The following is a 13,885-nucleotide window of genomic DNA, read 5'->3' as shown; positions in this document are numbered from 1 at the left end:
GATCGAGGAGAGTTGTGACCGTGACCGCACAGCGCTTCCGCGAGTTCAAGATGCCCGATGTGGGAGAAGGACTCACCGAGGCCGAGATCCTCAAGTGGTACGTCGCCCCGGGCGACACCGTGACCGACGGACAGGTCGTCTGCGAGGTGGAGACGGCCAAGGCCGCCGTCGAGCTGCCGATCCCGTTCGACGGGGTGGTGCACGAGGTGCGCTTCCCCGAGGGGACGACGGTGGACGTCGGCCAGGTGATCATCGCCGTGGACACCATGCCGGGCTCCGGCGGGGCGGACCAGCCCCCCGCGGCCGAGCCCGCCCCCGCGTCCGCGGGGCAGGTGGAGCCGGCCGCTGAGGCGGAGCCGGAGCAGCGCCCGCAGCGGCAGGCGGTGCTGGTCGGCTACGGCCCCAGGACCGGGACCGCCAAGCGCCGCCAGCGCAAGCCCCAGGTACCGTCGGCCGCCCCGTCCGCCAACGGTGCGTCGGCCTCCGTGCCGGCCCCAGCCCCGGCAGCCGTGCCGGCCCCGGCCCCCGCCCCGGCGTCCGTGCCCGCCCCGGCGTCCGGGCCCGCCCCGGCGTCCGCGCCGGGCCCCAAGCCGCTGGCCAAGCCGCCGGTGCGCAAGCTGGCCAAGGACCTCGGGGTGGACCTCGCGACGGTCCGCCCGACCGGCCCCGGTGGCATCGTCACCCGGGAGGACGTGCACGCCGCCGTGGCGGCGACCGCCGAACCCGCCGCCGGGGCGGTGACCCCGGCCGCGACCGCCCCGACGGACGTGGCCCCGACCGGTGCCACCCCGACCGGCCCGGAGACGGCCGCCGGCGCACCGGGGTGGGCGGCCAGGGAGACCCGGGTGCCGATCAAGGGCGTGCGCAAGGCCACGGCCCAGGCGATGGTCGCCAGCGCCTTCACCGCGCCGCACGTCACCGAGTTCGTCACGGTGGACGTCACCCGCACCATGAAGCTGGTCCGCGAGCTCAAGGAGGACCCGGACCTGTCGGGTCTGCGGATCAACCCGCTGCTGCTGGTGGCCAAGGCCTTCCTGATCGCCATCCGGCGTCATCCGGAGGTCAACGCGGCCTGGGACGAGGCGGCACAGGAGATCGTGCACAAGTCCTACGTCAACCTGGGCATCGCCGCGGCCACCCCGCGCGGACTGATCGTGCCCAACATCAAGGACGCCGGGGCCAAGACGCTGCCGGAGCTGGCGTCGGCACTGGCCGAGCTGGTCAGCACCGCGCGGGACGGTCGGACCGCCCCCGCGGACATGCAGGGCGGAACGGTGACCATCACCAACGTCGGCGTCTTCGGGGTGGACACCGGCACGCCCATCCTCAACCCCGGCGAGTCGGCGATCCTGGCGTTCGGTCAGATCCGGAAGCAGCCGTGGGTGCACAAGGGCAAGGTGGTTCCGCGTGACGTGACCACACTGGCGCTCTCCTTCGACCACCGCCTGGTGGACGGGGAACTGGGTTCCAAGGTCCTCGCGGACGTGGCCGCGGTCCTGGAGCGGCCCAGGCGCCTCACCACCTGGGGCTGACCCCCACTCAGGACGACCCCGTGCGGAACCCTCCGCGCGGGGTCGTTCGGCGTTCCGGCGCCGGCACGGCCGCCCGGAAGCGGCCCGCGGACCGCACCCGTCCGGGATGCGGACGGCGGTGGGCAGGCGCCCCTGTTGTATCTATGATGCATCCATCATGACGACCCCCGCCGCCTCCCGCACCGCTACCCAACCGTTGACCCCCGCGGTGGCCAGGCCCAAGGCCCCCGCCGCTGAACGCGTCTACCTCCACGTCAAGAAGGCCGTGCTCGACCGCACCTACGAGGGCGGCACCCTGCTCACCGAGGGGGACCTGGCCGAGGCGGTCGGCGTCTCCAGGACACCGGTCCGCGAGGCGCTGCTGCGGCTGGAGGCGGAGGGGCTGCTCAAGCTCTACCCGAAGAAGGGCGCCCTGGTCACGACCGTCTCCGCCCAGGAGATCGCCGATGTGGTGGAGACCAGACTGCTCGTCGAGGAACACGCGGTGCGCAAGGTCGTGCCCGCGCCCGCCCGGCTCCTGGACCGTCTGGAGGGACTGCTCCACGAACAGCGGGACCGGGCCGGGGCCGGGGACCTCGCCGGGTTCGCCGTGGCCGACCGGGCGTTCCACGCGGCCATCGTGCGGGCCGCGGGCAACCGCATCCTGGAGCAGCTCTACGACCAGTTGCGGGACCGTCAGCTCCGGATGGGCGTCGCGGTGATGCACGCCGAACCGGACCGGGTGAGCCGCAGCCTGGAGGAGCACACCGAGATCCTGGGCTCGCTGCGGGACGGGGACGCCGTGACCGCGGCCGAGCAGGTGCGCCGGCACGTGAGCCGGGTGCGGACCCTGGTGGCCCGACCATGAGCGGCTCAGCCGCGCGGGGCTCGGCGGTGGGCGGTCACCTGGCCCCCGGCGAGCCACCGGGCGGGCGGCAGGCCACGGTCATGTGGGGCATCGGCGTCATGGTCTACGTCATCGCCGTGGTGCACCGCAGCAGTCTGGGCATCGCCGGGATGGACGCCGCCGAGCGGTTCGGGGTCGGCGCCTCGGCGCTGTCCACGTTCTCCATCCTGCAGGTGCTGGTCTACGCGGCGATGCAGATACCCGTCGGGCTCCTGGTGGACCGGTTCGGTGCCAAGCGGATGCTCAGCCTGGGGATCGTGCTGTTCACCGCGGGGCAGCTCGGGTTCGCCCTGTCCACCGGGTACGGGCCCGCGCTGGCCTCCCGGGCGGTGCTGGGCTGCGGTGACGCCATGACCTTCGTCAGCGTGCTGCGGCTCGGCGCGCTGTGGTTCCCCGCGCGCAGGGGCCCGCTGATAGCCCAGTTCGCCGCGCTCTTCGGCATGGCCGGCAACCTGGTCAGCACCCTGCTGCTCACCCGGCTGCTGGACTCGGCCGGCTGGACCCGCACCTTCGTGGGCACCGCGCTCGGCGGCGCGGTGGCGCTGGTGCTGGTGCTGGCCCTGCTCCGGGACCGGCCCCACGGCTCGGGGGCCAGACCCGCCCACGGCCGCGGTGCCGGCGCCCTGCGACAGCAGATCGCCGCCGCCTGGCGGGAGCCGGGCACCAGGCTCGGGATGTGGACGCACTTCACCACGCAGTTCCCGGCGATGGTCTTCCTGCTGCTGTGGGGGATGCCCTTCCTGGTGGAGGCCCAGGGTCTCGGGCGGGACACGGCGGGTGCCCTGCTGACCCTGCTGGTCATCTCCAACATGGTGCTGGGCATGGTCTTCGGCCAGGTGATCGCCCGGCACCACCGGGCAAGACTGCCGCTGGTCCTGGGGGTGATCGCGGCCACCGCGCTGGCCTGGGCCGCGGTGCTGGCCTGGCCCGCGGACCACGTTCCCATGTGGCTGTTGGTGGTGCACGCCGTGGTGCTCGGCGCCTGCGGGCCGGCCTCCCTGGTGGGCTTCGACTTCGCCCGCCCGGCCAATCCCCCGCAGCGGCTGGGCACCGCCTCCGGGATCGTCAACATGGGCGGCTTCGTCGCGACCATGCTCGCGCTGCTGACCGTGGGGCTGCTGCTCGACGTGGTGGACGGCGGCTCCGCCGGCGGTGCGCACTCGGCCCACGGGTACCGGATCGCGTTCTGCTCGCTGTTCGTCCTCCAGGCACTGGGAGCCAGCCAGATCCTGCGGCTGCGCGGTCGCGCGGCCCGGCTGGAACGGGAACGGATAGCCGCGAGCCGGGTCGAGGTCGTCCATGTCCCGGCCGCGGCCAACTGAGCCGCTCCGTACGCTCCCCGGCGTGCCCGGGGGCCGTCCCCCCGCGGGACACCGCTGTCGTCGGCGGGCCGGGAACCGCGCCGGGCGCCGGTGACGTCCCACCAGTGTGTCGCACACCCCTGTTCACCAGGACCGCACGTCCGTCGCGGGCCCGCGTGCGCCACGCGTCCACCGTGCCCGCGGCAGAGGGTGACGCGGGCTGGTCGCAGGTGGCCCTCCGGGGTCGCCGTGCCGAGGGCCCGTGGGCAACGACCGCTGGGAACGAGGGGGCGCCGACACCCGGGGCGGACCCGGCCAGCGGAAGCCGCGGCGCGCCCGGCGCCGGGCGTCCCGCGGCCACCACGTCCCGCTCAGGGGGTGACCGCCATCGCCGCCATGATCGCCTGGCCGAGCTGTTGGTCGCCCTCCACCTTCACCTGCGCCGCCCCGGGGCGGACCCGCCCGCACTGGAGCTGGAAGTACGTCTCCCAGTCCATGCTCAGGGTCACCGCCGGACCGAGCGAGACCCGGCCGTCCACCGAGCCCCAGCCCTTGGCGTCCACCCGGACCGTGCGCATGAACTCGATCGCCCCGTGGACGTCGAAGACGACCGCGGAGTTCGGGGCCGCGCCCGCGTCCTTCGCCACCACCTTGGGCAGCGTGGTCACCAGCCACTCCCGGGTGATCTGCCCGCCGGGGGAGTCCAGGTTGCCGGGCCGTCCCAGAGCGCGGCGCACGTCCTGCTCGTGCACCCACACGTCGATCGCCCGCAGCGTCAGCAACCGCTCCAGGGTGACCTCCCGGCCCATGGGCCCCCGGACCGTCGCCTCGGGACCGCGCGTCTCGTTCCTGAGCTGGCGGCTGCGCCGGATGATGGTGTACTCCAGTTCGGCTGTCATCTCCGGCCCGGTGTGGCAACGGCGTACGTCCACCGGGACCTCCGTGTACCGCGACCGCTCGTCCACCACATGGCGCAGGTCACGGGGGAGGGTGTGGATGGGGCGGGGGTCACCGAGCAGCTCACACTCGACGCCGATCACATGCGAGACGATGTCACGCACCGACCAGCCGGGGCACGAGGTGGCACGGTTCCACTCCCCCTCCGACAGGGGGGCGCACAGCTCGGATATCGCTTCGATGGAGTGGGTCCAGGCATCGACATAGGGCTGAAGATTCTGATGGACGGTCACGTGACCCCTCGGACGGTTCGGAGCGCGCTGGTGTCTGGCTTAAGTTACGCTGCCCCCGAGTACGGTGGCAGTGCTTTCGAGTGACGATCGTAGGGCCGAACGCGGGGCCCGGACTCCTGGGTGGTGGTACCGTGCGCGCCTCACTGTTGCAGATCGCCGTGGAACCGGACGAGTCGGTGGAAGACCGGCGGGAGCGGGCCGCAGCCCTGGTGCGTGCCGAGTCCGACGCGGACCTGGTGGTGCTGCCCGAGCTGTGGACGGCGGGCGCGTTCGCCTACTCCGCGTGGTCCGACGCGGCGGAGCCGGTGGACGGTCCCACGGCCGGGGCGATGGCCGCGGCGGCCCGGGACGCCGGGGTGTGGTTGCACGCGGGCAGCATCGTGGAGCGCGCGCCGGCGGGCAGTGACCCCCTGGAGGGGGAGGGCCGGCTCTACAACACCTCACTTCTCTTCGACCCCAGCGGCACCCTGCGCCACACCTACCGCAAGATCCACCGCTTTGGCTTCGACACCGGTGAGGCGGTGGCCATGGGCGCGGGCCAGCGGATCGTCGCCGCGGACACCCCGCTGGGCACCCTGGGCCTGGCCACCTGCTACGACCTGCGCTTCCCCGAGCAGTTCCGGTTGCTGGTGGACGCCGGCGCCGAGGTGCTCGTGGTGCCCGCGGGATGGCCGGCCGGGCGCAGGGAGCACTGGCGGCTGCTGGTCAGGGCCCGCGCCGTGGAGTGCCAGGCATACGTCCTGGCCTGCTGCGACGCCGGTGAGAACGGGGGAGTTGAGCAGGCCGGGCACAGCATGGTGGTCGATCCCTGGGGCGAGGTGCTGGCGGAGGCCGGCGCGGGCGAGGAGGTCCTGCGGGTGGAGGTGGACCCGACCCGGGTGGCGCGGGTGCGGGCCGACTTCCCGGTGCTGCGGGACCGGGTGCTCGGGCTTCCGGAGCCCCGGCGGTAGCCGCCGGGGCGTCCGGGCGACCTCACCCCTGGAGGAACGCCAGGATGGTGCTCGCCATGAGGAACGGGTCGTCAGCCCCGCACAGCTCCCGGGTGGAGTGCATCGACAGCGCGGCCACCCCCACGTCCACCGTGCCGATGCCCAGCCGGGCCGAGGTGATCGGCCCGATGGTGGTGCCGCAGGGCACCGTGTTGTTGGAGACGAACGACTGCCAGGGCACCCCGGCCCGCTCGCAGGCGTCCACGAACACCGCCCGGCCGGCGGCGTCGGTGGCGTAGCGCTGGTTGACGTTGACCTTCAGCATCGGTCCGCCGTTGGCGATCGGGTGGTGGCCCGGCTCGTGGCGTTCCGCGTAGTTGGGGTGGACCGAGTGACCCATGTCGCAGGACATGCAGAACGACCCGGCCAGGGCACGGGCCCGGTCCTCCAGCGAGCCGCCGCGCGCCGCCACCGAGCGTTCCAACACCGTGCCGAGCAGGGGTCCCTGGGCGCCGGTGTCCGACTGGCTGCCGTTCTCCTCGTGGTCGAACGCGGCCAGGACCGGCACGTACCGCGGGTCGGTTCCGGCCACCCGGGCCAGCGCGGCGGCGCCGGCGTGCACCGAGAGCAGGTTGTCCAGGCGGGGCGCGGCCAACAGTTCGCCGTCCCGGCCCAGGTAGGCGGGTGGCTGCACGTCGTGCAGCATCAGGTCCCAGCCGACGACCCGGTCGGCAGGGACCCCGGCCTCCGCGGCGACGAAGTCGATCAGGGCGCCCTCCCGCACCGGGCCCAGGCCCCAGACCGGGGTGAGGTGGCGCTGCTTGTCCAGTGTCAGGGCCTCGTTGACGCCGCGGTCGAGGTGGATGGCGAGCTGGGGAACCCGCAGCAGCGGGCGGTTGACCAGCACGTCCCGGGTCTCACCGCCGCGCAGCACGAGCCGTCCGGAAAGCCCGAGGTCACGGTCGAGCCAGGTGTTGAGGAGCGGACCGCCGTAGATCTCCACGGCCACCTGCCGCCAGCCCGCGGACCCGGTGTCGGGCAGCGGCTTGACCCGCAGGTTGGGGGAGTCGGTGTGCGCGCCGACCACCCGGAACGGGGTGGCGGGCGCGGCGCCGTCCGGCACGTACCAGGCGATCAGCGCCCCCCGGCGCAGCACGTAGCGCCCCCCGGCACCGCCGTCCCAGGCGTCCGTCTCCTCGACCCGCCGGAATCCCGCCTCCTCCAGCCGGGCGGCGGCGTTCGCCACCGCGTGGTACGGGGAGGGGCTCGCCTCGACGAAGGCGATCAGGTCGTCGGTGTGTCGGCGGTCGAATGCCGTGGGCATGGCTGCTCCTGCTCCCCGTGGGCGGGCCGGTCGTGAATGGCTGGAAACCAATCTAGGGGCCGGCTTCCCACGGGTGTGCCCCAACAGCGCGGGTCCCCGCACCGGAGGCAGCGGTGCGGGGACCCGTGGGCCCTGGTCGTGGCCAGGGCACCCGCCCGGGATCGTCCCGGCCGGGTGTTCGGTCAGAACGCCTCTTCCGGCAGCTCCATCAGGGAGTTGTCCACCGCTTCGGCCATGGCGCGCTGGGTGCTGACCAGGGGCAGCACGTTGCGGGCGAAGAACTGGGCGGCGGCGACCTTGCCGGTGTAGAAGGCCTTGTCCCTGCCCGAGGCCGTGGGCAGTTTCTCCAGCGCGACGGCCGCCTGGCGCAGCAGCAGGTAGCCGACGACCACGTCACCACTGGTCATCAGCAGGCGGGTGGTGTTCTGCCCCACGCGGTAGATGTTCGTCACGTCCTGCTCGGTGGCGGTGAGGTGGTTGATCATGACGCCGACCATCGCCTCGAGGTCCACCGCGGCCTGGGCGAGCAGGCCCCGTTCCGCGGCGATCTCTTCTCCGCCCGCGGCGTCGCCGAGGAACGCCTTGATCTCGTCGGAGAGCGCGGTGAGCGCCTGGCCCTGGTCCCGGACGATCTTCCGGAAGAAGAAGTCCTGTCCCTGGATCGCCGTGGTGCCCTCGTAGAGGGTGTCGATCTTGGCGTCCCGGATGTACTGCTCGATCGGGTACTCCTGCAGGTACCCGGAGCCGCCGAGGGTCTGCAACGACTGGGCGAGCAACTCGTAGGACCGCTCCGAGCCGTAGCCCTTGACGATCGGCAGCAGCAGGTCGTTGAGGCGCCGCGGGGCGGAGGCGTCCTCGCCCGCGGCCTCCTTGACCTGGATCTCGTCCTGCACCGAGGCGGTGTAGAGGACCAGCGCCCGCATGCCCTCGGCGTAGGCCTTCTGAGCCATCAGTGAACGGCGGACGTCGGGGTGGTGGGTGATGGTGACCCGCGGGGCGTTCTTGTCGCCGAACTGCGCCAGGTCCGCGCCCTGCACCCGCTCCTTGGCGTAGGCGAGGGCGTTGAGGTAACCGGTGGACAGGGTGGCGATGGCCTTGGTGCCCACCATCATCCGGGCGTACTCGATGACCTTGAACATCTGGCGGATGCCGTCGTGCTTCTCGCCCAGCAGCCAGCCCTTGGCCGGGTGGTTGGCGCCGAAGGTCAGCTCACAGGTGTTGGAGACCTTCAGGCCCATCTTCTTCTCGATGTTGGTGGCGTGGACCCCGTTGCGCTCGCCGAGCTCGCCGGTGTCCCAGTCGAAGTCGTACTTGGGCACCACGAACAGGGAGAGCCCCTTGGTGCCGGGGCCGTGTCCCTCGGGGCGGGCCAGCACGAAGTGGATGATGTTCTCCGCGAGGTCGTGCTCACCGGAGGTGATGAAGCGCTTGACGCCCTCGATGTGCCAGGTGCCGTCGTCCTGGAGGGTGGCCCTGGCGCGTCCGGCGCCCACGTCCGACCCGGCGTCGGGTTCGGTCAGCACCATGGTGGAGCCCCACCGCTTGTCCACCATCCGCTGGGCGATCTTGATCTGCTCCTCGGTGCCCTCCTCGGTGAGGATGGCGGCGAACGCGGGCCCCGAGGCGTACATGTACAGGGCGGGGTTGGCACCCAGGACCATCTCCGCGTTGGCCCACTTCAACGAGTTGGGAACCGCGGTGCCCCCCAGCTCCTCGGGGATGCCCAGGCGCCACCACTCGGCGTCCATGTAGGCGTGGTACGTCTTCTTGAAGGTCTCGGGCAGCGAGGCGGTACCGGTCTGCGGGTCGAACACCGGGGGGTTGCGGTCGGCGTCGGTGAACGACTCGGCGAGCTCGTTGGTGGCCAGGCGCTCGACCTCGCCGAGGATGGTCCGCGCCGTTTCCACGTCCATCTCGGCGAACGGACCGGTGCCGTAGAGCTTCTCGCGGCCCAGCACCTCGAAGAGGTTGAACTCCAGGTCGCGGAGATGTGACTTGTAGTGGCCCATAACAACGACTCTCCGTTTCCCAGGGCGGTCATCACGACGGTGCAGTCGGTATCAGCAATGATGCTACCCGCGAGTAACCAAAACAACCAGTCGCCACCGGTCCATGACGGAGCTCACCCGCACGGTCACCGCCCCGTTCGCCGACTCGTTACGCTGTACCGCGTGTACGGCTACGAGCAGAACGCCAGCGGCGGCGGGAACGCGGACTACCAGTCGGCGCCCGCGGCCCAGGGCGCCTATCCGGACCAGCCCCTGTACCCGGAGCCGTCCAGCCCGTCGCTCGCGGACGCGGTGCGCGCCTTCACCACCGGGTCGATGTCGGCCGAGGACTTCCAGTCGATCTTCGCTTCGTCCCGGGTGTACTGCCCGCGCGGCGAGCGCCCCGGCTTCCTGGCCCTGCACAACACCCAGCAACCGGTGATCCCGATGTTCAGCACGCTCAAGGAGCTGCGCAGGTACGCGGGCAAGGAGTCCAAGTACTTCGTGATCACGGGCGCCGAGGTGCTCGACCTGCTGCCCACCGGATACGGCTTCGTGCTGGACCTGGAGGGCGACCACCGGATGGTCTTCGACGCCAAGGCCGTGGAGCAGATGGTGGACTTCACCATGCGCCGGATGTACGGCTGACCGACCCGGGAATGAACCCCTCCCTCCCAGTGTTCTGCCATACAAGTTGAACATTGAACTAGCCCGGGATGTGCGAGCGCACAGCGCGGGTGGGACACGAGGAGGCTGGCATGCCCGCCGTGACTGTGGAGAACGTGTTGAGCCTGCCCCGGGTGGGCGGCGTTCCGGCTGGCGCTGCGCGCCCGGTGCTCGGGGTGCGGACCGCGCCCAGCGCCCTGGAGGGAGAGGGGTTCCCGGTGCGTCGCGCCTTCTACGGCATCGACTACCGGCACCTGGACCCGTTCATCATGATGGACCAGATGGGCGAGGTGGAGTACGCCCCGGGCGAGCCGGTCGGGACGCCGTGGCACCCGCACCGCGGCTTCGAGACGGTGACCTACCTCCTGGACGGGGAGATGGAGCACCGCGACTCCACCGGCGGCGGCGGACTGCTCGGCGGTGGTGACACCCAGTGGATGACCGCGGGCGGTGGCATCCTGCACATCGAGACCCCGCCGGAGGCGCTGGTGATGAGCGGTGGCCTCTTCCACGGCATCCAGCTCTGGGTCAACCTGCCCAGCGAGCAGAAGATGATCGCCCCCCGGTACCAGGACATCGCCGGCGGGCAGGTGACGCTGCTCACCACCCAGGACGGAGGTGCCCTGCTGCGGGTGATCGCCGGCGAACTGGACGGGCACCGCGGTCCCGGGTCCACCCAGACCCCGATCACGTTGATCCACGCCACGGTCAGCCCGGGTGCCCGGATCACCCTTCCCTGGCGGGAGGACTTCAACGCCCTGGGCTACGCGCTCGCCGGGAGCGGTACCGCGGGCGCGGAGGGCAGGCCGTTCCGGATGGGGCAGTCCGTGGTCTTCGGTGCGGGAGGGGCGCTCACCATCCAGGCCGACCAGCAGCAGGAGTCGCGCACCCGGGACTTCGAGGTGCTGCTGCTCGGCGGGCGGCCGATCCGGGAGCCGATGGCCCAGTACGGACCGTTCGTCATGAACACCCACGCCGAACTCGCGCAGGCCTTCGAGGATTTCCGAGCGGGCCGGCTGGGGCAGATCCCGGCTGAACATATCCAGCCCAACGAGTAAATTCGGCCAAACTTGCCGTTCTGTGTCGCCGCCGCCCGGTTCACCGCCGGGCGGCGGCGCTGTTTTTCGGCTCTTCTCGGGTGCTGATTTCCCCCCGGTTGGGTGGGGGGTCCGTGATTCACGGGTGAGACATCCCGGTTTGCCGGTTCCTGTGACGGGTGGTTACCCAGGGCGCCGGCGGTTGAACGGTCGGCGATGACCATGGCGGGATCGTTGCTGTTCATGTTCGTGACTGGCCGTCCAGCCAGCCGTCCGCGAGTCGGGCGGCCCCCCGCTCCACCTGTTGTGGCGGCGACCGTTTGTGACGGCTGCTGTTGAGTGAGGTGATCGCTCGTTATCAGACGTGGGCAATCGGGATTTTCATCGAAAATTCGATTACTCCAGGTGAAGAGCTGTGCACGCGTGGATGCACATGCGCATGCACGTGCACGTGGGTATCATCGGCCGTGGTGATGCAGAAACACCACCGCACTGGCCCAGGAGAGATTTCATGCGCCACACGTACAACGGCATGGCCGCCACGGAACTCAGGGGGGCCGTCTGGCAGAAGAGCCTCAGGAGCAACTCGCAGGGAAATTGTGTGGAGTTGGCAAAGCTTCCTGGGGGTGATGTGGCGGTACGCAATTCCCGCCACCCTGACGGACCGGCCCTCATCTACACCCGTGCCGAGATCGAGGCACTGATTCTCGGAGTGAAGGACGGCGAGTTCGACGGCCTCATCCAGTAGCAGTACTGGACTCTGGTTTCCCGCGGCGGACCAGGCGCAGGCCAGGGACGTCGTGTGGACCACGGGCGCGGCCAGTGCCGCGCCCGACCCGTGTCCGGTCGCCCCATCCGGCCGGTGTCCTGGCCACCGGCCGAGCGCGTGCCGGGCACCGTGGTGAAAGTCAGTTCGTGACGACGGGCGTTTGCCGGGCGCATGGTGCGGACCGGCGGGGCCGGTGAGTGCCGGCTTTTGCCAGTGGCCCCGCGGGGGGCCTTTGTTGCCGACGGGATTCTCGGGCCGTCCGGGCGGTGGCCGGGGCACCGGTCACGTCCCGGGGCGGGGCCACCGCGGCAGCAGGGTGGGCAAAGGGCTCCCTGACGGTCGGGGAAGCTGGCATTGCTTCCCCGGGCGGACGCGAAAGTGGGGCGCCGGTCGGGAACGCGCGGTCGGCGGCGCGGAGAAACGCGTCCCCCGGGTCCTGGCGGGGGCCCGGGGGACGGGTGGCCACTCCCCCGTCTCACATGGCGATCGGCCGGCGCGCCGCGGAGTAGCCCTCGTTCGGCGACTGGAACAGAGCCCAGACGATCTTTCCGGTTCCGGCGAGCGGGTGCCAGCCCCAGGTGTCGCTGAACGAGTCCACCAGGTGCAGCCCGCGACCCGACTCGGAGACGAAGTCAGGCTCCTTCGACACCGGTCCCTCACTGCTGGGATCGCGCACCACACACAGCACCCGCGAGGCGCGGCGCACCAGACAGAGCTGTATCGGGAAGTCCCAGTGGAAGGAGTCCGCCGATGACAGCCCGTGCCGCAGGGCGTTGGTGACGAGCTCCGACGCCACCAGTGCCACCGAGTCGAACAGCTCGGCGAGGTTCCACCGGCGCAGCGTGGTGAGCGCGAAGTCGCGAGCGTCCTTGACTGCTTCGAACCGGGGAGGGAGCGGGTACTCGCACGAGACCGCACGGGATGTCGTGAGCTCCTCGGACGCGAGCAGCTCTTCCCATAAGGGCTCGAGTACGACTGAGCCACTAGTCCCCATGTGCGGCACCCCGTGTGATCGCAAGTGATCGTGCAAGTGCACGTGCACCATCCTCCACAATGCCTCCTGCCGATGCAAGGGCGGATTCCCGTGCAGGTTCGCATTGGCATATGCACGTGCAAAATCCTGTGCAACCGCACTCCGAAAACGCCCCGTCGCGTACTCCTCGCAGCCTTGGGGTGGCAGACTGTGCGTGGTCACACCGGTAGGAGAGGGAGGAGGAGGACCAGGATGAGTGCGATCCAGCCGGGCGGGGGCTCCATGGTGCGCCGCATCCTTCTCGGCTCTCAACTGCGCAGACTCCGTGAATCCAAGGGCATCACCCGCGAGGACGCGGGCTACTCCATCCGCGGGTCCGAGTCGAAGATCAGTCGGATGGAGCTCGGTCGAGTCAGCTTCAAGGAGCGCGATGTCGCCGATCTGCTCACGCTCTACGGCGTCACCGACGAGACCGAGCGCGCGGCCCTGCTGGGACTGGCCCGCGAGGCCAACGCCGCCGGGTGGTGGCACTCCTACAGCGACCTGCTGCCGAGCTGGTTCCAGACCTACGTCGGTCTCGAGGAGGCCGCCTCCCTCATCCGCACCTACGAGGTGCAGTTCGTGCCCGGCCTGCTGCAGACCGAGGACTACGCGCGGACGGTCATCCAGTTCGGCCAGCCGTCAACCCCGCCGGAAGTGGTGGAGCGCCGGGTGGCACTGCGGATGCAGCGGCAGAAGCTGTTGGTGTCCGAGCGCGCCCCCAAGCTCTGGGCGGTGATCGACGAGGCCGCGCTGCGCCGCACCTTCGGTGGGCGCGAGGTGATGCGCGGACAGATCGAGCGGCTGATCGAGGCCGCGGACCAACCCGGAGTCACCATCCAGGTGATGCCGTTCCACTTCGGGGGCCACTCCGCCGAGGGAGGCGCGTTCAGCATCCTGCGCTTCCCCGAGCAGGACCTGCCCGACGTCGTCTACCTCGAGCAACTGACCAGTGCGCTGTACCTGGACAAGCGGGAGGACGTGGACCAGTACAGCCAGGCCATGGAACGGCTGTGCGTGGACAGCCTCCAGCCCGACCACGCCGTCAAGCTCCTCCACAGGATCGCCAAGGAACTGTAGGTCGAGCGCCGTTCCACCGGAGGGTGCGGTCATCACCGTGCGCCCCCGTGGTCCACCGCCGCACACCCACCACTCCCATGACCCGGTCCGGCCGTGTTCCCCTCGGGACGCGTGCCGGGCACCAACCGTTTTTCCCCTCGCACACCCTGTGCACAGATTGCGGGAACAAGT

General features: G+C 71.0%; 12 protein-coding genes. 8 read left to right on the top strand and 4 right to left on the bottom strand.

Annotation, left to right across the window (positions count from 1 at the left end):
- Window positions 1-14: 14 nt before the first annotated feature.
- From A3IG_RS0112140 to A3IG_RS0112130, 3 genes are all read left to right on the top strand, one after another.
- Window positions 15-1,532, top strand: a complete 1,518-nt coding sequence (locus A3IG_RS0112140) for a dihydrolipoamide acetyltransferase family protein (RefSeq protein ID WP_018383837.1) — start codon at window positions 15-17, stop codon at window positions 1,530-1,532.
- Window positions 1,533-1,689: 157 nt separating this feature from the next.
- Entirely contained in the window at window positions 1,690-2,379 is a 690-nt protein-coding gene (locus tag A3IG_RS0112135; protein WP_078500352.1) for a GntR family transcriptional regulator, read from the top strand.
- Window positions 2,376-3,740, top strand: coding sequence for an MFS transporter (locus tag A3IG_RS0112130; RefSeq protein WP_051087467.1), 1,365 nt, complete (start codon window positions 2,376-2,378; stop codon window positions 3,738-3,740). Before A3IG_RS0112135 ends, A3IG_RS0112130 begins: the two co-directional genes overlap by 4 nt.
- 350 nt (window positions 3,741-4,090) lie before the next feature.
- On the opposite strand, the gene A3IG_RS0112125 is transcribed toward A3IG_RS0112130, so the two are convergent.
- Window positions 4,091-4,909 (bottom strand): maleylpyruvate isomerase family mycothiol-dependent enzyme, encoded by an 819-nt coding sequence (locus tag A3IG_RS0112125; RefSeq protein ID WP_026220185.1) that lies wholly within the window; start codon window positions 4,907-4,909, stop codon window positions 4,091-4,093.
- A gap of 131 nt (window positions 4,910-5,040) precedes the next feature.
- Between A3IG_RS0112125 and A3IG_RS0112120 the strand changes: the two genes are divergently transcribed.
- Window positions 5,041-5,859: a carbon-nitrogen family hydrolase gene (locus A3IG_RS0112120; RefSeq protein WP_018383833.1), complete on the top strand. Its 819-nt coding sequence runs from the start codon at window positions 5,041-5,043 to the stop codon at window positions 5,857-5,859.
- 22 nt (window positions 5,860-5,881) lie between these two features.
- Here A3IG_RS0112120 and A3IG_RS0112115 read toward each other — a convergent pair whose 3' ends face one another.
- Window positions 5,882-7,162, bottom strand: a complete 1,281-nt coding sequence (locus A3IG_RS0112115) for a M18 family aminopeptidase (protein ID WP_018383832.1) — start codon at window positions 7,160-7,162, stop codon at window positions 5,882-5,884.
- A gap of 182 nt (window positions 7,163-7,344) precedes the next feature.
- Entirely contained in the window at window positions 7,345-9,171 is a 1,827-nt protein-coding gene (locus tag A3IG_RS0112110) for an acyl-CoA dehydrogenase (protein ID WP_018383831.1), read from the bottom strand.
- 162 nt (window positions 9,172-9,333) lie between these two features.
- Here A3IG_RS0112110 and A3IG_RS0112105 point away from each other — a divergent pair, with 162 nt between their 5' ends.
- The 3 genes from A3IG_RS0112105 to A3IG_RS0112095 all read left to right on the top strand — a co-directional run bounded on the left by A3IG_RS0112105 (window position 9,334) and on the right by A3IG_RS0112095 (window position 11,601).
- Window positions 9,334-9,798 carry an SseB family protein gene (locus tag A3IG_RS0112105; RefSeq protein ID WP_018383830.1) on the top strand — a complete coding sequence of 155 codons (465 nt, stop codon included), beginning with the start codon at window positions 9,334-9,336 and terminating at the stop codon, window positions 9,796-9,798.
- A gap of 110 nt (window positions 9,799-9,908) precedes the next feature.
- The gene (locus A3IG_RS0112100; protein ID WP_018383829.1) at window positions 9,909-10,874 is read left to right on the top strand and encodes a pirin family protein; all 966 of its coding nucleotides are present in this window, start codon (window positions 9,909-9,911) and stop codon (window positions 10,872-10,874) included.
- Window positions 10,875-11,364: 490 nt separating this feature from the next.
- Window positions 11,365-11,601, top strand: coding sequence for a DUF397 domain-containing protein (locus A3IG_RS0112095; protein ID WP_018383828.1), 237 nt, complete (start codon window positions 11,365-11,367; stop codon window positions 11,599-11,601).
- 496 nt (window positions 11,602-12,097) lie between these two features.
- Here the strand turns inward: A3IG_RS0112095 and A3IG_RS29475 are convergent, their stop codons facing one another.
- Window positions 12,098-12,616 (bottom strand): ATP-binding protein, encoded by a 519-nt coding sequence (locus tag A3IG_RS29475; protein ID WP_018383827.1) that lies wholly within the window; start codon window positions 12,614-12,616, stop codon window positions 12,098-12,100.
- A 231-nt stretch (window positions 12,617-12,847) separates the two neighbouring features.
- Here A3IG_RS29475 and A3IG_RS0112085 point away from each other — a divergent pair, with 231 nt between their 5' ends.
- Window positions 12,848-13,714: a helix-turn-helix domain-containing protein gene (locus A3IG_RS0112085; RefSeq protein WP_018383826.1), complete on the top strand. Its 867-nt coding sequence runs from the start codon at window positions 12,848-12,850 to the stop codon at window positions 13,712-13,714.
- Window positions 13,715-13,885 lie beyond the last annotated feature (171 nt).

This window comes from Wenjunlia vitaminophila DSM 41686 (assembly GCF_000380165.1).
GTDB classification, from domain to species: domain Bacteria; phylum Actinomycetota; class Actinomycetes; order Streptomycetales; family Streptomycetaceae; genus Wenjunlia; species Wenjunlia vitaminophila.
This window is presented reverse-complemented; position numbering and strand designations above follow the sequence as displayed.